The organism is Streptomyces sp. NPDC001868 (assembly GCF_040297125.1).
GTDB lineage: Bacteria > Actinomycetota > Actinomycetes > Streptomycetales > Streptomycetaceae > Streptomyces.
Genome location: NZ_JBEOYO010000001.1, coordinates 102,943 through 123,343, shown reverse-complemented (window position 1 = coordinate 123,343; position 20,401 = coordinate 102,943). Strand labels below are relative to the sequence as shown.

Annotated in this window: 17 protein-coding genes; 8 read left to right on the top strand and 9 right to left on the bottom strand. The window is 68.4% G+C overall.

Annotated elements, in window-relative coordinates; genetic code table 11:
* Positions 1–597: 597 nt before the first annotated feature.
* A complete protein-coding gene (locus tag ABT147_RS00560; protein ID WP_351401171.1) occupies positions 598–2,034 on the bottom strand; it encodes an FG-GAP repeat protein in 1,437 nt (478 codons plus the stop codon).
* Positions 2,035–2,567: 533 nt separating this feature from the next.
* On the opposite strand from ABT147_RS00560, the gene ABT147_RS00555 reads away from it, so the two are divergent.
* Positions 2,568–3,350, top strand: coding sequence for an alpha/beta fold hydrolase (locus ABT147_RS00555; protein WP_351401169.1), 783 nt, complete (start codon positions 2,568–2,570; stop codon positions 3,348–3,350).
* On the opposite strand, the gene ABT147_RS00550 is transcribed toward ABT147_RS00555, so the two are convergent.
* Positions 3,344–3,931 carry a DinB family protein gene (locus ABT147_RS00550; protein ID WP_351401167.1) on the bottom strand — a complete coding sequence of 196 codons (588 nt, stop codon included), beginning with the start codon at positions 3,929–3,931 and terminating at the stop codon, positions 3,344–3,346. The two genes, ABT147_RS00555 and ABT147_RS00550, sit on opposite strands and share 7 nt — an antisense overlap.
* Before the next feature lie 337 nt (positions 3,932–4,268).
* On the bottom strand, positions 4,269–5,165 hold the full coding sequence (locus ABT147_RS00545) for an aminoglycoside phosphotransferase family protein (RefSeq protein ID WP_351401165.1): 897 nt from the start codon (positions 5,163–5,165) through the stop codon (positions 4,269–4,271).
* Positions 5,166–5,333: 168 nt separating this feature from the next.
* On the opposite strand from ABT147_RS00545, the gene ABT147_RS00540 reads away from it, so the two are divergent.
* The 4 genes from ABT147_RS00540 (at position 5,334) to ABT147_RS00525 (ending at position 8,461) form a co-directional block, all read left to right on the top strand.
* Positions 5,334–6,293: an ArsR/SmtB family transcription factor gene (locus ABT147_RS00540; RefSeq protein ID WP_351401163.1), complete on the top strand. Its 960-nt coding sequence runs from the start codon at positions 5,334–5,336 to the stop codon at positions 6,291–6,293.
* A 165-nt stretch (positions 6,294–6,458) separates the two neighbouring features.
* Entirely contained in the window at positions 6,459–6,788 is a 330-nt protein-coding gene (locus ABT147_RS00535; protein ID WP_351401161.1) for a hypothetical protein, read from the top strand.
* 472 nt (positions 6,789–7,260) lie between these two features.
* Positions 7,261–7,677 carry a hypothetical protein gene (locus tag ABT147_RS00530; protein ID WP_351401159.1) on the top strand — a complete coding sequence of 139 codons (417 nt, stop codon included), beginning with the start codon at positions 7,261–7,263 and terminating at the stop codon, positions 7,675–7,677.
* A gap of 220 nt (positions 7,678–7,897) precedes the next feature.
* Positions 7,898–8,461, top strand: a complete 564-nt coding sequence (locus ABT147_RS00525) for a cysteine hydrolase family protein (protein WP_351401157.1) — start codon at positions 7,898–7,900, stop codon at positions 8,459–8,461.
* Between the two features lie 224 nt (positions 8,462–8,685).
* On the opposite strand, the gene ABT147_RS00520 is transcribed toward ABT147_RS00525, so the two are convergent.
* Positions 8,686–9,906, bottom strand: a complete 1,221-nt coding sequence (locus ABT147_RS00520) for a metallophosphoesterase (RefSeq protein WP_351401155.1) — start codon at positions 9,904–9,906, stop codon at positions 8,686–8,688.
* A 349-nt stretch (positions 9,907–10,255) separates the two neighbouring features.
* Between ABT147_RS00520 and ABT147_RS00515 the strand changes: the two genes are divergently transcribed.
* On the top strand, positions 10,256–10,432 hold the full coding sequence (locus tag ABT147_RS00515; protein WP_351401152.1) for a hypothetical protein: 177 nt from the start codon (positions 10,256–10,258) through the stop codon (positions 10,430–10,432).
* Between the two features lie 193 nt (positions 10,433–10,625).
* Here the strand turns inward: ABT147_RS00515 and ABT147_RS00510 are convergent, their stop codons facing one another.
* Positions 10,626–12,092 carry a non-reducing end alpha-L-arabinofuranosidase family hydrolase gene (locus ABT147_RS00510; protein ID WP_351401150.1) on the bottom strand — a complete coding sequence of 489 codons (1,467 nt, stop codon included), beginning with the start codon at positions 12,090–12,092 and terminating at the stop codon, positions 10,626–10,628.
* Positions 12,093–12,847: 755 nt separating this feature from the next.
* Between ABT147_RS00510 and ABT147_RS00505 the strand changes: the two genes are divergently transcribed.
* Entirely contained in the window at positions 12,848–14,272 is a 1,425-nt protein-coding gene (locus ABT147_RS00505; protein WP_351401148.1) for an endo-1,4-beta-xylanase, read from the top strand.
* 184 nt (positions 14,273–14,456) lie between these two features.
* On the opposite strand, the gene ABT147_RS00500 is transcribed toward ABT147_RS00505, so the two are convergent.
* From ABT147_RS00500 to ABT147_RS00490, 3 genes are all read right to left on the bottom strand, one after another.
* The gene (locus ABT147_RS00500) at positions 14,457–15,350 is read right to left on the bottom strand and encodes a geranyl diphosphate 2-C-methyltransferase (protein ID WP_351401146.1); all 894 of its coding nucleotides are present in this window, start codon (positions 15,348–15,350) and stop codon (positions 14,457–14,459) included.
* A gap of 16 nt (positions 15,351–15,366) precedes the next feature.
* Entirely contained in the window at positions 15,367–16,740 is a 1,374-nt protein-coding gene (tcp, locus tag ABT147_RS00495; RefSeq protein ID WP_351401144.1) for a 2-methylisoborneol synthase, read from the bottom strand.
* 110 nt (positions 16,741–16,850) lie between these two features.
* Positions 16,851–18,266, bottom strand: coding sequence for a family 2B encapsulin nanocompartment shell protein (locus tag ABT147_RS00490; RefSeq protein WP_351401142.1), 1,416 nt, complete (start codon positions 18,264–18,266; stop codon positions 16,851–16,853).
* 354 nt (positions 18,267–18,620) lie between these two features.
* Between ABT147_RS00490 and ABT147_RS00485 the strand changes: the two genes are divergently transcribed.
* On the top strand, positions 18,621–19,199 hold the full coding sequence (locus tag ABT147_RS00485; RefSeq protein ID WP_351401140.1) for a dienelactone hydrolase family protein: 579 nt from the start codon (positions 18,621–18,623) through the stop codon (positions 19,197–19,199).
* Positions 19,200–19,280: 81 nt separating this feature from the next.
* Here ABT147_RS00485 and ABT147_RS00480 read toward each other — a convergent pair whose 3' ends face one another.
* Positions 19,281–20,249 (bottom strand): LysR family transcriptional regulator, encoded by a 969-nt coding sequence (locus ABT147_RS00480; protein WP_351401138.1) that lies wholly within the window; start codon positions 20,247–20,249, stop codon positions 19,281–19,283.
* Between the last annotated feature and the right edge of the window lie 152 nt (positions 20,250–20,401).

Below are 20,401 nucleotides of genomic sequence, written 5' to 3'. Positions count from 1 at the left end.
TCCGGGGGGGGGGCGCGCCCCCCGGGGCGCCGAGGGCAGCGCGACCGGCTGTCCGTACACCCTGGTGGACATGGCGACATCGGCGACGCCTCGCGACGCTGGGGGACCTGACCGGCAGTCAGCGCCGATGGCCGACCACTCCAGCGCGCTGACCGGCAGTGCTGGGGGAGGAGGAGTCCTGCTATCCGTTTCGGCTGTATCGCGGCTGACTCCCGGGTTGTTGCCGGTTATTGCCGGTCGCGAGGCGTCATGAGGCCCGACGAGAGGAGTTCTCGCAGGTCAGAGTAATTTCGGCTTCTCCGTAAGGGCCACTTCCTAAGCTTTACGGTGTCGGACGGCGCCGCAGGGCCGGGGGCCCATGGTGGGCCGACGTATGCCGGAGGGGCGCCCCCACACGTAGGGGATCTCGCCCCGGGAGCCGCTCGGCAAGATTCAAGTATTCATGTCATGCACCTGCCGTAAGAGGCATCCCCAGAGGTGATGACCAGAGCCGGTTTGCCCGTCCACTGTCCGTCGAACGGGGCCGGGTCGATGAGGACCCGACCTCCCCCCGTTTCGGCCACGTCGACCAAGTCCCACAGGCCGAGCCCGTGGCCTTCAAAGGCCGAGTACTTCGCCGTACTTGATGGCCCCGTGGGGCAGTGCGAAGCCGAACGGGGTCAGTGACTTGCCCTGTGGGTACGTTTCCTGGGTGCTGCTCGGTGCGAACCAGACGCCGCCCGATCGGGGTTCGCCGGCGTTCTCTCCGGGCGCGCTCACCGCTGTGTCCCACAGGCCGTCGCGGTTGTAGTCGCCGACGGCGACCTGGGCGCCGAAGCGGTCGCCGGTCTCGGCCGTGCCGGGCATGTTCGGGGTGCTCTGGCTGCGGGCCAGGCCGCCGTAGGGGCCGTGTTCCGTGCCGTTCATGACGACGTATCCGCCCGCGTCCTTCACGGTGCCCACGTCCTCGCCGGGCACGCCGATCACCAGCTCCGGACGACTGTCGCCGTTGAGGTCACCGGCGGACAGCGCGGCGCCGAAGTCGTCGCCCTTCTCGGCCGCACCACCGACCTCCGGGCTCGACTGGGTGATGCAGTCGTTCTCGGTGCCGAACCGGGCGGTCTTCGAGCCCTTGAACAGCAGCAGCGCACCGCCGAGCCGGTCCTGGCAATGCGTCGTCTCCGACTCGGGATTGGGCTGCACGAGGCCGATCGCGAGGTCGTCGGTGCCGTCCTGGTCGAAGTCGGCGGTGGCGAGCGCGCTGCCGCGGTCGGCGTCGGCCCACCACCGGGCGGGCTCGGCCTGGTCGTCCCAGCGTGTGATGAAGGTGCCGGAGTCGTCGTTGGCCTGCCAGGTGGTGGCGAGGTCGTCGCGGCCGTCGCCGTCGAAGTCGCCGGTGGCCAGAGCGCGGGTGATCCCGCCCATGCCGTAGTCCCGCAAGGTGGTGGTGGTCACCGGGGCGGCGGTGAGCGGGCCCGGGCGGAACCGGAGCGCGCCGCCCTCCTCGTCGTTCTCGCCGTAGGCGAGGTCTGTGTCGCCGTCACCGTCGTAGTCGCCCGTGGTGAGGGTGCGGCCGATGCTGCTGTACTCGGACACGCCCCTGGCCACGGTGGTGCCCTTGACGTTCCACTGCGAGCCGTCCAGGACGGTGATGGTGCCCTCGTCCTGGAACTGGTCGGAGGTGAGCGATTCGCCGCTCGCGCCGACGACGAGTTCGAAGACGCCGTCGCCGTTCACGTCGACGGGCGCCAGGGAGGAGCCGAAGTGGTCGCCGGCCTCGGGCGTGCCGGGTATGCCGGACTCTGCCTGGCTGATGACGCCGGTGGACTGGCTCGGGCTCTGCGGGCCGCCGTAGATGACGCTGATGTAGCCGGCCTTGGCCTTGCCGTTCACCGTGGCGTCGGGCATGCCGACCGCGATGTCGGCGTATCCGTCGCCGTTGAAGTCGAACCGTACGGTCGTCGCGGCCGCGGCGCTTCCGGCGAGCGGCAGGGCCAGGCCGGCTGTGGTGAGTGCCGCTACGGCGGCGGTGGCGGCCAGGGTGCGTGCGCGCACGGTGAACTCCCTTGGTCGAAGGAGGAACGAACTGAGGGCGATGGTTTACGGGGAGGTGACTCACGAGGGGTGCGAAGGGTTGTGTGCAGGTGGCCGCCCGGTGGACACGACTTGTTTCAGGTCGAGTTCGCCCTCCCCGGGGGCGCCGGAGTGAAGCGCCGCGCAGGTTCCGGGTCTGTCCCGGTCTGCGCCCCTGGGAGCCCCTGGGAGCCCCTGAAGACACCATGAAGGTGCTGTGGCGCTCGTGGTGGGGATCCGAGCACGTGATCAGATCCTGCGGTCCGTCGTAGCTGTTCGCATGGAGCGGGTCGGACGAAAAGACTCTCCGCCGGTCCCGGGGGCCCCTGCCGCCACGGCAGCAGCATGACGTCGTCATCGGGAGGTTGTTTGTCTTTCGGCCTCGCAGGACAGCGGCCGTCGGCCGTCGCGATTTCCCCGTGCACGCCACCGAGCTCGATGACTGACTACGGGTCACGGGTAGGCCGGTCGGCTCGGGGCTACCGGGAGTGAGTGATCACGTAGACTCGCCGGCCATGGACGACGGTGTGCGGGGCAGTTTCGAGGTGGACGGACGCAGGCTCTCCTACCTCGATTTCGGTGGGCCGGGCCCGGTTCTGATCGCTCTGCACGGGCACTTCAGCGAGGGCGCGGACTTTACTCCGCTGGCCGAGCGGCTGGGGTCCCGATGGCGTGTGATCGCACTCGACCAGCGGGGACATGGTGAGTCGGACCGGGCCGCCGACTACGAGCGCAGCGGTTACGTCGGCGATGTCACGGCCTTCCTCGACCACCTCGGGCTGGCCGAAGTCGCACTGCTGGGTCATTCCCTGGGGGGCGTGAACGCCTACCAGTTCGCCGCCCGGCATCCCGACCGTGTCACCGCTCTCATCGTCGAAGACATCGGGGCGGTCTGCGACATCGACGTGGCCTTCGCTAAGAACCTGCCCGACCGCGTCACGACCCGGGACGGGCTCGTCGAGGCCCTGGGCGCGGCCGCGCCATACCTGGAGCGGACCTTCAGGGAACGAGCAGAGGGCTGGGGGTTCTCCTTCGATACGGCGGACACGGTCCGGTCCCAGGAAGCGCTGTCCGGTGTCCATTGGCACGACTGGTTGAGTGTGCGATGCCCGACCCTGCTGATCCGGGGCACGCGCAGTGACGAACTGTCGGCTCTCCACGCCCGCGACATGGCAGCGAAGCGATCGATCCGTCTCATCGAACTGCCCGCCGGACACGTCGTTCACCACGACCAGCCCGACGCCTTCGCCGAATGCGTCCGGGTGTTCCTGGCTTCCGCCGACACCAACGCTCACTGAGCCTTGATCGGTGCGGCCGACCTGGCGGCCTGCTCGATCTTCGCGCGGTAGGCCGCACGGGCTTCCTCGTCGATCTGCTTCTCGTGTTCGGGGCGCATCCCGGTCCGGCCGTCGAGGCTCTCGCGCAGGATATCGGCGTGCCCGGCATGCCGGTTGGACTCGCCGAGGACATGGACCATGACGGCGAACAGGTTCGTGTTGGGACAAGGCTCCGGCCACCACGGCACGTGGCCGGGGGCGTCGAGGGGAAGCTCGTTGATCGTCGCGTCCGAGTGTTCCCACGTGCGCCGGTAGAACCCGATGATCTGATCGCGGGTCTCGTCCTCGGTTGCCCACAGATCGTTGCCGTCGTAGTCCTGCCATCGGGTCAGCGGTTCCGGGGAAGGGCGGTCGAAGACCTCGCCGAAGTACCTGGCCTCGACGGTGGCCACGTGTTTGACCAGGCCGAGGAGGTTGGTCCCGGTCGCTGTCAAAGGCCGGCGGGCGTCGTATTCGGACAAGCCGTCGAGTTTCCAGAGCAGCGCCTTGCGGTCCCGCCGCAGTCTTTCGTGCAGGTTGGCTTTCGCGAACTCATCGATCATGCGGCACGAGCTTGCCACGGGCTGCTCGTGGTCTCAAGATCCCGTATGTGGTCCGCAACGACTGGCAGAGCCGAGGCCTGGCCGTGGCCGCCGCCCTGACCAGCTACAGGAAGCTCGCGAGACTTACCACGTGAGACACCCTCTACACCGAGATCGACGACTCGAGTAGACCGGCTACCTCCATACACCCCTGGACCTTGCAGGAGATCAAGTCTGAGTATTGAGCGACGGCCTGCGCTTCTTCGACTTTCGGGCCTACTCAGAACTCAACCGTGAGTGAGAGTGAGACCTTTCCTGACCCGAACACCACGCACCGGGGAGTGTAAGGAGGTGTGCGTCAAACACCCTTCAGAACACGCTCGAGTGCCGCTCGGCCTGCAGGCCCCCAGTTCGCCTTGCCGCCGGGAAGGCCCCGCTCCCCGTTCTGCCCCATGAGCATCAGGAAGAGGCTCTTCATAGCGGCCAGCCCGCGGGCGCGACGGATCGCCGCCTCGTCTGCATGCTCGTACATGTCGAAGAACCGGGAAGCCATGCCCGCGGGGAGCAGCACCCATGCGGCGGCGAGGTCCAATGCCGGATCGCCGGCGAACATGTCACCGAAGTCGACGATGCCCGACAGAGTTCCGTCCGAGACCACGACGTTCGCGGGATGGAGGTCACCATGCACCCAGAGCGGTGGCCCCTCCCACTCGGGCGCTGCGACGGCGTCGTCCCAAACGGCCCGGACGTCGTCGGCGAGGTCGTTGAGGGAAATGGCGTGGAAGAAGTTGTCGAAGCCGTCCGTGCAGTGCCGGGGATGGGCACCGCGGTCCCTGGCGATCGGCGCTTCAGCGGGTGCCTCCACATGGAGCGCCCGAAGGAAGCCCGCCAGCGTGTCGGCCGCGTGGGCACCGCGGCTGATCGAGCCGTGGTCCAGCGGCTCGCCGGGAACCCACGTCATCACCGTCCAGTGCTTGGGGAAGCGGGAGGACGGTTCACCGAACCGCACCGGGGTCGGCACCGGGAGCGGAAGACGCGGGGCCAGCACGGGTAGCCACCGCCGCTCCTTGAGTTGGAGCTCCGGGGTGGGGTCCATGCGCTGCATGCGTACGGCCAACTCGTCCCCGAGGCGCCACATCTGGTTGCCCCAGCCGCCCGCCACCTCCCGGATGGCCAGCCCCGCAAGGTCTGGATGTTGCTCCCGCAGCAGGTCGCGGACCAGGTCTGCGGTGATCTCGATCTCGGTGTTGGTCATGCGAAGTCACAGTACTGAGGCCGGAGGCTTCCAGGGTCTCGTCCAGTGCCTTGCGGATGAAGCTGACTGCGAAGGCCACGCGGTCGTCACGAGACGGTGATCAGTCTGCGGATACTTCAACAACGAAGTCCGGGTGCCCCTTTTGGGCCATGGCAGCGTTGGGCGCGTGTGCGGATTCCCCGCTCCGTGCACGTCCTGCGCACGCTGGTACGCCCCTATCAGGCCTTTCCGGACTTTCTGATGCCGCCGAACGTCACCGATCTCGACGTGGGTCTGGACGCGCTGCTGCACACGCCCAGATCGTTCCTGCACGACGATCTCGAAGAGTTCACCAGACATAACGGCAGACCGCTGCCTGCCTGGGCGAGAGCGCTCGCAGACGGCTCGCCGACCGCCCTGGGGACCGTGAGCCGAGCGGTGCGCGAGTGGCACGACGCGGCGATTGCTCCCTTGAGGCAGCACCTGCACACCAGCGTCGAGGCGGCCCGATCATCGGCGGCGCGTACGTTGCTGAGTGAGGGGCTGGACGCGATGCTCTCCCGACTGCACCCCACCATCCGCTGGACGCCCCCCGTGCTAGAGATCGTCCGTCCCGACCTCGACGAGGACTTCCATCTGCAAGGGAGCGGGCTGCGTCTGCTCCCCTCGCTGTTCAGTGGTCGCGCGCCCGTCATCTCCCTGTGCTCGGCACCACTCGTCGTGGCGTTCCCCGTCTCCCACGACACCCTGTGGAGCCCCGAACCCCACGCGGCCCCGGCACCCCGTCGTCGCACGCTGGCCGGACTGCTGGGGCGAACCCGCGCCACCGTGCTGCACGCGATCACCACCGGGCACGGTGTCACCACCACCGACCTGGCCCAGCGCACCGGCATCTCACTGGCCACCGTCTCCCACCACACCACCGTGCTGCGCGAAGCCGGGCTCATTACCGCCCACCCCACCGGCCCCCACGTCCATCATCTCCCCACCCCGCTCGGAGCCGAGCTCATCCACGGAGAGAGGCCGCACCCGGTGCGGCGAACGGCCGAGGCGGCCGACGGCGGCCGGACAGTCTCCTCGGCGCCCGACCAGCCCTGTTTGAGCACCATCGAAGCGGGTGGCCCAGGGCGGGTGGATCCCCAACCATAGGTGTGCCCGTGGTGAGCGGAGTGCTCCGGGAAGGACAGGACACCTTCCTCGCTCAACTCCGTGCGCGGGATCGTGCGCAGCTCCGTGCTCGATGCTCGATTCCGTACAGGCAGAACGTTGCTCGCCATCCCGCTGCACCCACACAACAAGAGGGAGGCAATGCCTGTGAACGACTTATTCCGCCGTATGTGCATCGCCCTGGCCGTGGGGCTGTGTCCCACGCTGGGTGCCACCGGCACGGCGACAGCTTCACCTGAAGTCGCCGGCCCGGTCCTCGTGAAGGCCTCCGACGGCCGGTCGGCACTCGACGAGGGTCGGTCGGCGGCAGCGGCGCAGAACGCCTCCGAATCGTCGGCATCCACGGCCGCCGCCTGCCCGGCACCGGGGAAACGGATCAAGGCGGCCTCCAACCCCAGGGTGTACCTGGTCGGTCCCGGCAGCCGCCTCTACTACATCCCCAACGAGACGGTCTACTTCAGCCGGTGGGGTTCCTGAGACGGCATCGTCATCGTCCCCAACAGCACCTTCGCGGACTGCGGTTGGCCCGAGGCCTTCGAGTTGGTCAACGCGCAACTGGTGAAGACGAGCGCCGCCCCGCAGGTCTACATCTGGGACGCGTGGTACGGCTACCGCTGGATCACGACCGAAGCCGTCTTCAACAAGTACGCCTTCGCCCCTGGGCGAAGGTCCGGACCGTGGGCTCGGTCTCTCCCATCAGTAGCAACACATGGTGGCAGTGACAGCCCACCACCAGTGACCCCAGGCCCCCTTCGTACGCGCCATGCACGCGGTACGTCGGTGCTCGCCCCGGCTCCCCTGCCGTCGACCGGTGGGGGAGCCGATGCTGTGGCGGGTCTCGTGGGGCGTGAAGCAGCCCCGATCGGTATGCGAGCGCAAGCGACTGGGTGCTCTGGGTGCTTGATGGCTTCTGTAGCCTGCTGCCAGTCGTGTGTCGGGGGGAGCTGGCGTGGTGAACATCCTGTCCGTGGCCATCGGGGCTGGTTTCGGCCTCATAGGGGCCGTGTTCGGGTCTTGGTTCACTGCACGCCGGCAGGACCGCATGTGGCTGCGCGAACAGAAGCTGAAAGCCGGGGTCGGCTTCAACACCGCCGTGGTCCAGCTCATCGACCACCTCCGGGAAACACGCCTGAGTGACGACGGTGCCGGGGCCAACGAACTGGTGAGCCGGATGCAGGAAGCCCGGTCGGCCCTCTACCTCCTGTGCGCCGACGACACCGTCGAGCTCGCCGACACTCTCGCGCGTCGCGTCTGGAACTCCCGGCCCAGCGAGGGCAGGGACGATCGCAGGGCCGAGCACAGGGCAACGGAGGAACTGCTACACCGCTTCACCCATCAGCTCCGGCAAGAGATCGCCAGGACGTAGTCTCAGCTGACTCTTGGCTTCATAACTGACGGACGACACCGCTTGTCACCGAGTTCGGACACCACTCGGTGATCACAGGGCAAGAAAATGTCGATGAGAACCGACACCGGTCATCGGCGCACTGCGGCGCGACGCTGATGACGATCTCCGAAACCTCCACCGCAACTCGGTTGATCCACCAGACTTGTTCCTGTTTCCCAACGGAGAAGGGACGGCGAGCATGGCGAAAAGCGCACTTCTGGTGATGGACGTCCAACGGGACGTCGTGGCCATCGCCGACGATGGTTCCGGATATCTGCCGCGCTTGTGCAGAGCGATCGACGGTGCCCGGGCTGCCGGCATCCCCGTGATCTACGTGGTGATGGCGTTACGGCCGGGTGATCCGGAAGTCAGCCCTCGCAACAGGGTGGTGACAAACGCCGTGCGGGCCGGCCTGTTCACCGAGGGCGCCCCTGGCACCGCGATTCATGACGACGTTGCGCCGCAGCAGGACGACGTGGTGGTCACCAAGAGGCGGGGGAGCGCGTTCTCGGGCAGCGACCTCGACTTGGTGCTCAGGGCTCGAGATATCGACAGCCTCGTTCTCACTGGCATCGCCACCAGCGCTGTAGTGCTGTCCACTCTGTGGCACGCCATCGACCTGGACTTCGGTCTCACCGTCCTGGCGGACGGCTGCCTCGACACCGACCCCGAGGTGCACCGGATGCTCACCGAAAAGCTGTTTCCGCAGTGGGCAGATGTCGTCGCCGTCGAGGACTGGCTCAAAGCGATCGCACCGCAATAGCGGGAGGCCGTCCGGACCCTCGCGTTCGGGACAAGACGGCATCGCCTCCCGCCGGCCGGGGGAGGTCAGCCCACCCCGTATTTGCGCTGCGGGGCCCGGTTCGACATTCCTGCCCGGCTATCACGGCGGATCACCGATCGACAACCGGTGTCAGAGCTCACCGACAAAGCCATTCTGGTCCGGATCTCGTCCTCGGCGAGACGGCAGCGTCGGCCCGCCGTGTGTTACGGCGAGGTGGGCAGGTGCGGGGAGCGGAGCACGAGCAGGGTGATCTCGCTGGGGGCGAAGACGCGGAACGGCGGGCCCCAGAAGCCGGTGCCGCGGCTGGTGTAGAGGAGGGTGCGGGTGCCGTGGCGGCTGAGGCCGGCGAGGGCGGGCTGGTCGAGGCGGACCAGGTGGTGGAAGGGCCAGATCTGGCCGCCGTGGGTGTGGCCGGAGAGCTGGAGGTCGATGCCGGCGGCTGCCGCCCGGTCGACGAATTTGGGCTGGTGGGCCAGGAGCAGGACGGGTAGGTCGGGGTCGGCGCCGTTCAAGGCTCCGGCGAGGTGGGCGCGGTGGCCTGCCAGGCCGGAGGACTCGGCGGTGACGTCGTCCACGCCGGCGACCACGAGGGTGTCGCCTCCGCGTTCGAGCAGCAGATGGCGGTTGCGCAGCGGCTCCCAGCCCAGCTCGCCCATCAGATCGACCCAGCCCTGGGCCTCGCTGTAGTACTCGTGGTTGCCGGTGACGTAGACCCGGGCGCGGGTGGCCCGCACGGTGCCGAGTGGTGTGGCCTGGGCGCGGCGGCGTTCGGCCGTGCCGTCCGCGATGTCGCCGGTGTGGCAGACCAGGTCGGCTTCCAGAGTGTTCACCGTCTCGCACACCCGCGCCGACCAGCGCGCGCGGTCGAGCGGGCCGTAGTGGGTGTCGGTGATGAGGACGACGCGGAGACCATCCAACCCGGCCCCGAGCCGCGGGAGTTGGACATCGAGTCGGCGCACCCGCGGCACGCGGCGAGCCTCGGCGTACCCCCAGGCGAGGAACACGGCGGTGACGCCGAGGACGGCCCACGTGACGATTCGGGCCCGGTCCTGACTGTCGCCGACGCCGGCCACGGCCAGAGTGAGCCGCAACAGGGCGCCGAGCAGAACGGACCAGGTGAACAGAATCCAACTGGTGCCCAGCAGGGTGTCACCGACGATCGCCGCCCGGTCCTGCTGGCGCCGGCCGTGGCCGCGCATCATCGCGAGCGGCATGCCGACGAGGCCGAGGACGAACAGGGCGGTGCCGCCGAGCGTGACGGGCAGCGGCCAGTGCTGACCGGTGTGCAGGAGCACCCAGCAGGGCACGGCCCACAGCAGGACGGGGGCGATCAGGGGGAGGTAGCGCATCAGGCGGTGCAGCCGGCTCTGCCGTGGCGCTCGCGCTTCACTGTCGGCGGGTCGGGTGTCGCTGGTGTCGGTCACGCTTCCCCTCACAAACCAGGCTGCCGTCCCGCGCACTGTATCCGGTCGCCCTCGGGCCGACCGGACCGGCGTCCACGGGCTCGGCCCCTTGGCGCGAAGGATTCTCGGCGGGATGGCAAGGCCCCGCCGCAGACACCTCCTATCCTTGGCATGAGCCGCGATGACGCAGGGCAACCCCGACACTCGTCAGGCGCGGGTTCCATTCGCCGGAGGCGCAGGATGTGCCGGACGTGCCGAATGTGCCGGACGAGCCGGGCGAGCCGGGCGAGCTCAGGTCGTCGACACCGCGCGGTACATGGGCCGGCCCGAGCGCGCCATGTGCGTCCCCTCCGACCGCGGCCATCGCCGGGTGTACGAGCGCATCGCCGCCCACAACCCGAGCGGTGCGGCCGAGGCGCTGTTCACCCACATCACCGCAGCCTGGCTCGTCCGCCGCTGCGCACCAGGCGACCTGCGCGCCTGGATCGTCAGCCAGTCAGCCAGTCAGCCAGTCAGCCAGTCAGCCAGTCAGCCAGTCAGCCAGTGAGCCAGCCAGCCCGACCGGCGGCGGCGCACCGCGTTACGGGGTGGCGCTCGGGCCGGTGAGCGTTGCCCGCTCCCGCGCTCCGTCGCCGTACAAGCGCGCCGGCGTTGTCGCGTGACCGTGACCCGGGCGGGCTCGGCCTTCCGCCGAGCCCGCCACGCCGACTCCCTGTCGGAGCCGGACTCGTGTCACGCCGTCAGCGCTGCAGTGTCAGCAGACCCGGACGGTAGGGCAGGAGGCCGTAGTCGCCGCCGGAGCTGGGGCTGCGACCCTGGTAGAGCAACTGCAGATTGCAGGGATCGACGGTCATGGTCTGATCGGCGCTGGTGCGGATCAGTTCGCCATGGCTGATGTCGTTGGTCCAGGTGGCGCCACTGTTGGCCTTGCCGGCGAAGGGGTTGCTCTCGGTCGCGGCCTGGGGCGTCCAGGAGCCGTTCAGACTGGTGGCCGTGAACGAGCGGAAGTAGCGGCCCTGCGAGCCGATCGCCTCGACGATCATGAGGTAGCGGTTCTGGCCCTGGAGCTTGTAGACCTGGGGGGCTTCGAACAGGTTGTTCGTCGTATCGCTCATGATCGTCGTGTACGACGAGCCGAAGCTGCCCGGGAAGTTCCCGATCGGCATGCTGGCCCGGTAGATCTTGCCGTTGTCACCGGCGAAGAACAGGTACATGTTCGACCCGTCGGCGATGAGCGTCTGGTCGATGGGTCCTGTACCGGAGCCGGTGATGCTCCCGGAGAAGAGCACCTGCGGTGCGGACCAGCCGTTGGGGTTGGTCGGGTCGCTCGACGTCCGGTAGGAGAAGGCGGTACTGCCCCACTGGTAGGCGAGCACCCAGACGTTCTTCGGCGCGAAGTAGAAGAGCGTGGGCGCGACGGTGGAAGACGACATCGTGTTCTGGCCGGCCGAGGCCATCTCCGACCAGTTGGTGAACAGGCTGAAGTTCATCGAACCCCAACTCGTCCCCGTGTCGTGTGTCGTCGCATAGACGAGTTGTCTGCCGTTGTAGGGGACGACGGTGAAGTCCTTGAGCGAGACCCACCCCGGCTTGGGCTGCGCCAGCGCGCCCGTCGATGTCCAGCGGTAGGTCGACGGAAGATCGCACGGGCCGGGGGTGTCGCCGCCTGCCTTGACGAGCTGCCACTGCTGGTTGGTGCCGCCCCAGTCGTCGTACTGGACGATGTTCGCGTTGTCGGCGGTGGAGGCTCCTTGTACTTCGAGGGCCTTGTTGCTGTGGCGCGAGATGAACCTCACGTAGCCGTCCGAGCTGTCGGCCAGCCTCCACTGCTGGTTGGTGCTGTTCTGGTCGGCCCACTGGACGATCGAGCCGCCGTTCGCGGTGGACCAGTTGTGGACGTCCAGCACCTTGCCCGAGTGGCGGGACTTGATGCGGTAGTAGCCCCCTCCGGAATCGACGAACTGCCACTGCTGCTGGTTCTGATCGTTCCTGGCCCACTGGGTGATGCGGGCGCCGTCATTGGTCGCCATGTTGTACACATCCAGGGCCTTGCCGCTGTTGCGGTTGACCAGCACGTACGAGGCGTTGGGGTCGACGGTCGCCGCGTCGGCGGGCTGGGCACCGACGAAGGTAGCCATCAGCAGCAAAGGCGCAAGGACGGCGAGCAAGCGTCTTGGACGGACCAGGGACAGATGGCGAAACCACATCAGTAGGCCTCCTATGGGGGCGGGGGTGAGGTGACCCCGATGAGCCGCGTAGCGGACGTGCCGGAGGGCAGAGAGAATCTCGAATGTTTCGGAGAACTCCCCGATGCTTCGACGCCACAAGCTAGGAATGCGCTGCCCTCCGGTCAAGGCCTGTCGCCGATCTGTCTACAAACAGCGCCTGCTCCCTTGGGGCTTGACGAGGTGTCACACCGACCCGAAACACGCCGGAGTTCGCGACGCATCTGTTGACGGCGGCGCCGGGGGATTCCCCGTCCGTCTCGCCGTGATTTCCGAATGTTTCGGTCTAGGACCCGAAACTTCTTCTGCGGGGAGTATTGACGATCCATCGTCAATGCCTCAATCATCCGAGCCTGAGAACCCGGCCATGGTTCGAGGTATCGAACCACGTCGGCCCTCAACAATCTGCGCCGCACGGCAGATCCACGCACAGCTGCACGGCAGATCCGCGCACCAAGAGCACCTGCGCCACCCCATCTCGTTCCGGTGAGATTCGCAGCAGCGCATCCTGGCTCTCTTCGCGCAGTGGGAGAGATACGCGACGCGACGCGGCGGTCCCCCGGCTGAGCCGCGATGGAGTACCCCCATGCCTGTGTCGCAACACCGCCGCCGCCAGCCGTACGTCACGCGACGGCGGACCGGGTTCCTGCCCGCCCCGTCCGTCTTCCGAGTGGGAGCGGACGACGCAATGCCCAGCGCTTCAGTCCTTCCGTGATTTCTACCTTGGAGGCACAGTCATGGACTTGCATGCCCTTCCCAGACCCGCAATCCGTCGGAAGATCCGAGGCCTGCTGTTGGCGCTGCTCGTCGGCGCCCTGGGTATGGTCGCCACACTGGCCGCGCCGCCGACCGCACACGCCGCCGAGAGCACGCTCGGCGCCGCGGCGGCGCAGAGCGGCCGCTACTTCGGTACCGCCATCGCCTCGGGCAGGCTGGGCGACTCGGCGTACACGACGATCGCGGGCCGTGAGTTCAACTCGGTGACGGCCGAGAACGAGATGAAGATCGACGCCACCGAACCGCAGCGGGGCCAGTTCAACTTCACCGCCGGTGACCGCGTCTACAACTGGGCGGTGCAGAACGGCAAGCAGGTACGCGGCCACACCCTGGCCTGGCACTCCCAGCAGCCCGGCTGGATGCAGAGCCTCAGCGGCAGCACGCTGCGCCAGGCGATGATCAATCACATCAACGGCGTGATGGCCCACTACAAGGGCAAGATCGCCCAGTGGGACGTCGTGAACGAGGCCTTCGCCGACGGCAGTTCGGGAGCCCGGCGCGACTCCAACCTGCAACGCACCGGCAACGACTGGATCGAGGTCGCCTTCCGCACCGCGCGCGCCGCCGATCCGGCCGCCAAGCTCTGCTACAACGACTACAACGTCGAGAACTGGACCTGGGCCAAGACCCAGGCCATGTACGCCATGGTCCGGGACTTCAAGCAGCGCGGCGTGCCGATCGACTGCGTCGGATTCCAGGCGCACTTCAACAGCGGCAGCCCCTACAACAGCAACTTCCGCACCACCCTGCAGAGTTTCGCCGCTCTCGGCGTCGACGTGGCCATCACCGAACTCGACATCCAGGGCGCCTCGGCCACGACCTACGCCAACGTGACCAATGACTGTCTGGCCGTCCCGCGCTGCCTCGGCATCACCGTCTGGGGTGTGCGCGACACCGACTCCTGGCGGCCGGAGCACTCGCCTCTGCTGTTCAACGGCGACGGCAGCAAGAAGCCCGCCTACACCGCCGTCCTCAACGCCCTCAACGGCGGTTCCCCTACGCCCCCTTCGGATTCCGGACCGATCAAGGGCGTCGGTTCGGGCCGCTGCCTGGACGTGCCCGGCACCAGTACCACCGACGGCACCCAGCTCCACTTGTGGGACTGCAACAACCGCACCAACCAGCAGTGGGCCCACACCGCCGCGGGCGAGCTCAGGGTCTACGGCAACAAGTGCCTGGACGCCGCCGGCACCGGTAACGGCACCAAAGTCCAGATCTACAGCTGTTGGGGCGGCGACAACCAGAAATGGCGCCTCAACTCCGACGGATCCATCGTCGGCGTCCAGTCCGGCCTCTGCCTCGATGCCGCCGGCACCGCCAACGGCACCCTGATCCAGCTCTACTCCTGCTCGAACGGTAGCAACCAACGCTGGACCCGCACCTGATCGACCGGCCGGGGCGTAACGGGGTTCAGGTGGCCCGCACGGCGAGGGCCGGCCGGACTGCGGCACGGTGCGGCGAAGGCTGCCGCGCCGTACCGGTCGGCCCTCGGGCCTCTTTCCGTCCTCGGCGGGGTGGACCTCGCGGGACCGGGCCGCCGAGCGGCGATCCGGCCCCGCGAGGCCACGCTCACACGCGGTCGGCCGCGATCAGGACGTACTGGAAGGAGCCGTCCCGGTAGGACTCGATGAACGCCTCCTCGATCCCGGTGACCAGCGAGGACGTCGCCCGCAGCTCCCAGTAGGGCAGGGTCTCCGCGGTGAGGTCCACGATGGTGTGCGGTACGAGCCGGTTGTCGGCCATGGCGCGCAGATACTCGCGGCGGGAGTGGATGTTGCACTCGAAGTGGGCGTTGATCTGGGAGACCCACTTCGACGGCTGGCCGTAACGGGGGTTCCAGCAGCCGGTGATGGTCACGTACCGGCCGCCCGGCTTCAGGAAACGGGAGTGCTCGGCGAACAGGTCGTGAAGGTCGACGTACATGGTCGACTCGTTGTTCCACGAGGCCGCGACGCTGCCCTTGTCGAAAGGCGTGTCGAGCATGTTGCACACACGGGAGCGGACGTGGTCGTCAATACGGAGTTCTCGCGCGCGCCTGTTGCCGAAGTCGGCCTGGGTGGCGGACAGCGTGACCCCCTCGACCCTGCTGCCGAAGCGCTGGTGGGCCATGACCATGGAGCCGCCGCGCCCGCAGCCGGCGTCGACGAGGGTGTCGTCCGGACCGACGGTGCCGAGGTGGTCCAACAGAAACTCCGCTTGCGCCGACTCCAGGCGGTGCAGCTCCGCGATGAGCTTCTTCTCGTACTCGCTGTCCGCAGGGTCGCCGAGCGCGGCGTGGTCCACGGCGCCGATGCCGTAGTGGTGGTGGTAGAGCCCGTCCACATCACCGAGGCGGAGGTTGACGGGCCGCGCCTCGTTGTTCCAGTAGCGGGCGATGTCCCCCTGGTACGGCGTCGCCGGAGCCGGGATCTTCGCGGTGACAGGGGACGCGGCGGTGGACGTGGCGGTGGTTTCAGTGGTCATAGAGAATATCCGTTCTTTACCAGAAATCGGGCAGGCTGTAGCGGAAGGTATTGGTGCGATGCCAGTCGTGATTGCCGTCGACCCAGGCGGCCACGCCCCTGAGGAAGCGCAGCACGGTGGGCAGCGGGCAGGCCTGCGCGAGGTCGGCCGCGGCGGCCTCGAAGGTGTGCTGGAGTTCGTTGTGGACCTCGACGGCCTTGAGATAGGCGTCGCGCTCGGAGAGCTCCTCGCGCTTCGCGATCACCACCGGCAGGTTCAGATGGAGGCCGGGGCTGTCGAGTTCCTTGGTGTACGAGTAGAGGTCGTTGACGATGGTGGTCGCGTTGCCGGCGAGGGCGATGACCCGTTGCATGTCCGGCCGGGCGTGGACGTCCGCGGGCAGTTCGTAGCCGCCGACGGCGTCGGTGATCGTGGGACAGGGGCGGAAGTTGTTGAACTGACGCATCGCCAGGTACTCCCACACCTCCGGGACATGACCAGTCTCCGCCCAGGCGGCCTCGGCGAGGTAGCCCATGTGCAGGCGGGCCATGTCATGCCGGTAGCGATCCGCCTGGGAGGGTGTGGTCGCACGGACGAAGTAGTCCATCGCGCTGCGGTACGCCCGGCGTGGGGCGTCCGATGCGAGGGAGTCCTGCCACGCCGGTGCGTACTCCGTCGTGCTGTGGACGTGGTCGAGTGCGGTGTGCGCGAGGAGGAGGCGCCCGCCGAGACCGACGGGTGATCCGCCGTGGTCCTCGCAGTAGCAGTCGTCCACCGCGTTCTCCGCGACCATCAGCCGGGTGGCGAGCATCAGGTGGTCGATCGTGGGGGCGTCGGGGTGGCAGCCGACCATGTAGCGGCCGACGGAGAAGCCGTCGAACTGCCCCTCCCACTCCTCGGGATAGAGCTGGACCTCGTCCTCGGCCCAGCGCTTGATCCGCCGGCTCACCTCCTCGACGCGTACGGGGTCGGGTTCCGGGACGGGGTGGTGGTAGAGGCCGGGGACGGCCTGCCCCGCGGCGGGCGGAGCGGGTGCCGGGGACACCGGCGCCGGGAGCGCGGTTCTGTACCGGTCGGCCAAGGCGAGCGCGGCCGTGCCCAGTCCGGTCGATCCGCGCAGGATCGCCTGAAGAGCGGAGGAGTCGGCCGCGGGCGTGTCCGCGGTGTCCTGTACGGCGGTGGCGGTGCCGGTGCCTGCGGCGATCCCGGTGGGGGGCGCCGGGGCCGAGGCGGGAGCCGGTGGCGGACCGGGCGTCATGACCGGCGGATGCAGTGCCGCCAGAAAGCCGGAGGCGATCGGTGCGACCGGAAGGTCCGGGACCACCGGCACGGGGGCGGCGTCCGGCGGGGCCGTGTGCGGCGTCGGCCGCTGCTCAGGGGGTGAGGACCCGAGGGGCCCGGAGTCGGGCATCGGTAGCTCCTTGGTGCGGTGCGGTGCGGTGCGGTGCGGTGGGGTTCGGGGCATGGGTGCTCCGCCGTACGTACGGCGGGGCGGGGGTGGACCTGCGGCGGGTCGGGCCGTCAGCGCGGGGTGGCGGCGATCTGCACGTTCTCCATCACGCCGAGGGCGTCCGGCAGGAGTACCGCGGCGGAGTAGTAGGTGCTGACGAGGTAGGAGATGATCGCCTGTTCGTTGATGCCCATGAAGCGAACGGAGAGGCCCTCTTCGTACTCGTCCAGCAGTCCGGTCTGGCGCAGGCCGATGACGCCCTGGTTCTTCTCGCCGGTGCGCATCGCGATGATGGAGCTGGTCTGCTCCTTGCTGATCGGGATCTTGTTGCACGGCAGGATGGGGACCCCGCGCCAGGCGGGGACGGACTGCCCGCCGAGGTCGACATGGTCGGGGTAGAGACCGTGGGCGTTGAAGCCGCGTCCGATGGCGGCGATGGTCCTGGGATGGGCGAGGAACAGTTTGGTGCCGCGGCGCCGGCACAGCAGATCGTCCATGTCGTCCGGGGTCGGCGGGCCGGATCGGGGTTGGATGCGCTGCTTGAAGTCAGCATTGTGCAGCAGCCCGAACCCCCGGTTGTTGATCAGCTCGTGTTCCTGACGCTCACGCAAGGCCTCGATGGTGAGCCGGAGTTGCTCCTCGCTCTGGTTCATCGGACCGTTGTAGAGGTCGGCGACCCGGGTGTGGATGCGCAGAACGGTCTGTGCGACGGAGAGTTCGTACTCGCGCGGCTCCAGTTCGTAGTCGACGAAGGTGCTCGGCAGGTCGACCTCGCCGACGTGACCGGCCGTCAGAGCGATCGCGGCCTCGCCGTGTTTGTTCTGCGGCTGCCGCGTGCGGGAGGCGAACCGGTCGACGTGGGCCTGCAGACGGGGCGCGGAGGCCCGGACAGCGGCGAAGTCGGCCCGGGAGAGGGTGAGGAGGGTACCGGGAGTCTCGGCGGTGACCGTGCGGTCATGGCGGGCGTCGGGGTCCAACAGGGCGTTCTCACCGAAGTGTTCGCCGTCCGAGAGCACCGCGATGCCGATCTCTCCGCCGTACTTGCCCTCGGAGGTCTGGCTGACCCTGCCGTGGGCGATCAGATGGATCCCGTCCGCGGGACTGCCGCGCTCGACGAGGACTTCGCCCGCCGCGAAGTCGCGCTGCGTGCAGCGGTCGGCGAGGGCGGTGAGGACGTCCGAGTCCTCGAAGCCGCGCAGCAGGGCCAGTTCACCGAGCTCCCGGGGGATCACCCGGACCGTGGCGCCCTCCTGGACGAATTCGACGCGCCCGTCGCCGACGGTGTGGCGCAATCGCCGGTTGACCCGGTAGGCGCCACCCTCGGCCTCGACCCAGGGCAGCATCCGCAGCAACCAGCGGGAGGTGATCTCCTGCATCTGCGGGGCGGACTTGGTGGTCGTGGCGAGGTTACGGGCGGCGGCAGTACTCAGGGACTGCTGCGGTGCGTCGGATGTGGTCCGAGCTTCCCGGACGCTGTCGACGGACATCGAGGGCTTTCTCCTTGCACGGCGGGTCGTTCGGCGCAGACGGGTACGCCGAACGAAAGACACGGAGGAGTGGGTGACGAGCGAGAAGGATCACGGGAATCCGTCCACCGGCAGAAACCTAGCCGCCGGACTGGCCGCATCCACCAGGGAGACAAGATGCTTACCTCGAAGCAGTGATTATCGGTGCAACGCGGTTTATCAGTCCGTTATGTGTCAAGGCCCCGTCCTCGCCCGGCTGTCACGGCCGACACCCGCCCGGCCAACGGCAACGGTGTCCAGGGCCCCCGGTGTCAGTGCCGCGGGCCATACTCGTGCCGCGGCGCCACACGGGCACCGCGGCACGAGGGGAGCGACATGGCCGAGGTGCTGGTCTTCCATCATGGACACGGGCTGACCGCGGGCGTTCGCGAGTTCGCCGAGCGGTTGCGCCGGGCCGGACACACCGTCCACGCCCCGGACCTGTACGAGGGGCAGGTGTTCGACAGTCTTGAGGAGGGCATCGGCTACGCCGAGAGCGCCGGGTTCGACACGATCACCGCGCGCGGAACCGCCGCTGCCGAGAAGCTGCCCGCGGAACTCGTCTACGTCGGATTCTCACTCGGTGTCCTGTCGGCACAGAGACTGGCCCAGACCCGCCCCGGCGCGAAGGGCGCACTGTTGCTTGAGGCATGCGTCCCGGTCTCGGAATTCTGCGGCGCCTGGCCCCAGGACGTCCCGGTCCAGGTCCACGGCATGGACGCGGATCCCTTCTTCGCGGGGGAGGGCGATGTGGACGCCGCTCGCGCACTCGTCGGGACGGCGGCGGACGCCGAGTTGTTCCTCTACCCCGGCGACAGACACCTGTTCACCGACAGCAGCCTGCCGTCCTACGACGAACAGGCCGCCCAGCAGGTGAACCATCGGGTGCTCGGCTTCCTCGACCGCATCAAGTAGGTACAGAGACCAGCAACAACCTGCCCCGGTCCGGCTGACGACCTTGCACACCGTGAAGAAACGGCCTTCGCTGACATGAGGTCAGGCGCGCCCAGACCCGCCCCTGCGCACGGCGCCGAGCTGGGTGCGGTCCAGGTGGGCTCCGGTGAACCGCTGCGCCACGGCGCGCAGAACGTCGGCCATGGCCCGGGCGGGCGGGGTGGCGGCGCGTGACGCGGCGCGGGCGAGCAGGATGCGGCGGGTCGGGGCGGGGACGTCGGATCCGAACGGCAGGAGGCGGACGTCGCTGCGGCGGCTGGTCAGGGCGAGTCGGGGAGCGAGGGCGATGCCCAGTCCGGCCGCGACCATGGCCTGGCCTTCCTGGTAGTCGTGCGAGGCATAGGCGATGCGCGGTTCGAACCCGGCTCGGTGGCAGCTACGGCGCAGCACGTCGGCGACGGGGTGGTTGTCGGCGCGGGTGATCCACTCCTGGTCGGAGAGGTCGCTGAGGCGCAGCGAGGGCAGTGTGCGCAGCGGGGAGTCGGCGGGGACGACCAGAACGGTCGGATCGTCGAGGAGATGGGTGAGGGTGAGCGCGTCATCGTTGACGCGGTTCCACTCGTAGTCCCACAGCAGCGCCTGCTCGACCTCTCCGGTGTGCAGCATCTCGCGCAACTGGTCCAGGACTCCGGCACGTACGACGGTCCGGACATCGGGGTGGCGGCGACTGAAACGGGTGAGGGCGAGCGGTAGCAGCGAGGCGCTCGCGGTGGGGAAGGAACCGAGTCTGAGAGTGCCCTGGTCGAGGTCGGCGAAGGCATCCAAGTCGGCTTCCGCGGCGCTCAGTTCGCGACGGATGGCCTGCCCGCGCTCGGCCAGGGCGGCGCCCGCCGGAGTGGTGCGGATACCGCGCGGCAATCGTTCGATCAGGGGCTGCCCGGCCTCCCGTTCCAGCAGGGACATCTGCTGGGAGGCGGCGGAGGTGGTCATGCCCATCGCCTCCGCCGCGGCGGTGAGCGAGCCGCGCTCGGCGGCCTCGGTGAGCAGGAGCAGACGGCGCACGTTCAGCATGCCGGAGAGTTTAGCTGAGCTAAACCGAGGTGAAGGAAACTGCCATTGTGCCAAAGTCACGCGGCTGGGAAGGTCGTCGCATTCGCCGGAGCGGTTCACCGGAGCGCAATGTGCCCGTAATCATCCGCACCGGTGTTCCCCCTCGTGTGACC

Excerpts from the sequence above, each read along its gene's own strand:
- tcp (WP_351401144.1), bottom strand. The coding sequence starts at position 16,740 with ATGCCCGACTCCGGGCCCCTCGGGTCCTCACCCCCTGAGCAGCGGCCG.
- ABT147_RS00545 (WP_351401165.1), bottom strand. The coding sequence starts at position 5,165 with ATGACCAACACCGAGATCGAGATCACCGCAGACCTGGTCCGCGACCTG.
- ABT147_RS00490 (WP_351401142.1), bottom strand. The coding sequence starts at position 18,266 with ATGTCCGTCGACAGCGTCCGGGAAGCTCGGACCACATCCGACGCACCG.
- ABT147_RS00505 (WP_351401148.1), top strand. The coding sequence starts at position 12,848 with ATGGACTTGCATGCCCTTCCCAGACCCGCAATCCGTCGGAAGATCCGA.
- ABT147_RS00555 (WP_351401169.1), top strand. The coding sequence starts at position 2,568 with ATGGACGACGGTGTGCGGGGCAGTTTCGAGGTGGACGGACGCAGGCTC.
- ABT147_RS00485 (WP_351401140.1), top strand. The coding sequence starts at position 18,621 with ATGGCCGAGGTGCTGGTCTTCCATCATGGACACGGGCTGACCGCGGGC.
- ABT147_RS00510 (WP_351401150.1), bottom strand. The coding sequence starts at position 12,092 with ATGTGGTTTCGCCATCTGTCCCTGGTCCGTCCAAGACGCTTGCTCGCC.
- ABT147_RS00550 (WP_351401167.1), bottom strand. The coding sequence starts at position 3,931 with ATGATCGATGAGTTCGCGAAAGCCAACCTGCACGAAAGACTGCGGCGG.
- ABT147_RS00500 (WP_351401146.1), bottom strand. The coding sequence starts at position 15,350 with ATGACCACTGAAACCACCGCCACGTCCACCGCCGCGTCCCCTGTCACC.
- ABT147_RS00525 (WP_351401157.1), top strand. The coding sequence starts at position 7,898 with ATGGCGAAAAGCGCACTTCTGGTGATGGACGTCCAACGGGACGTCGTG.
- ABT147_RS00480 (WP_351401138.1), bottom strand. The coding sequence starts at position 20,249 with ATGCTGAACGTGCGCCGTCTGCTCCTGCTCACCGAGGCCGCCGAGCGC.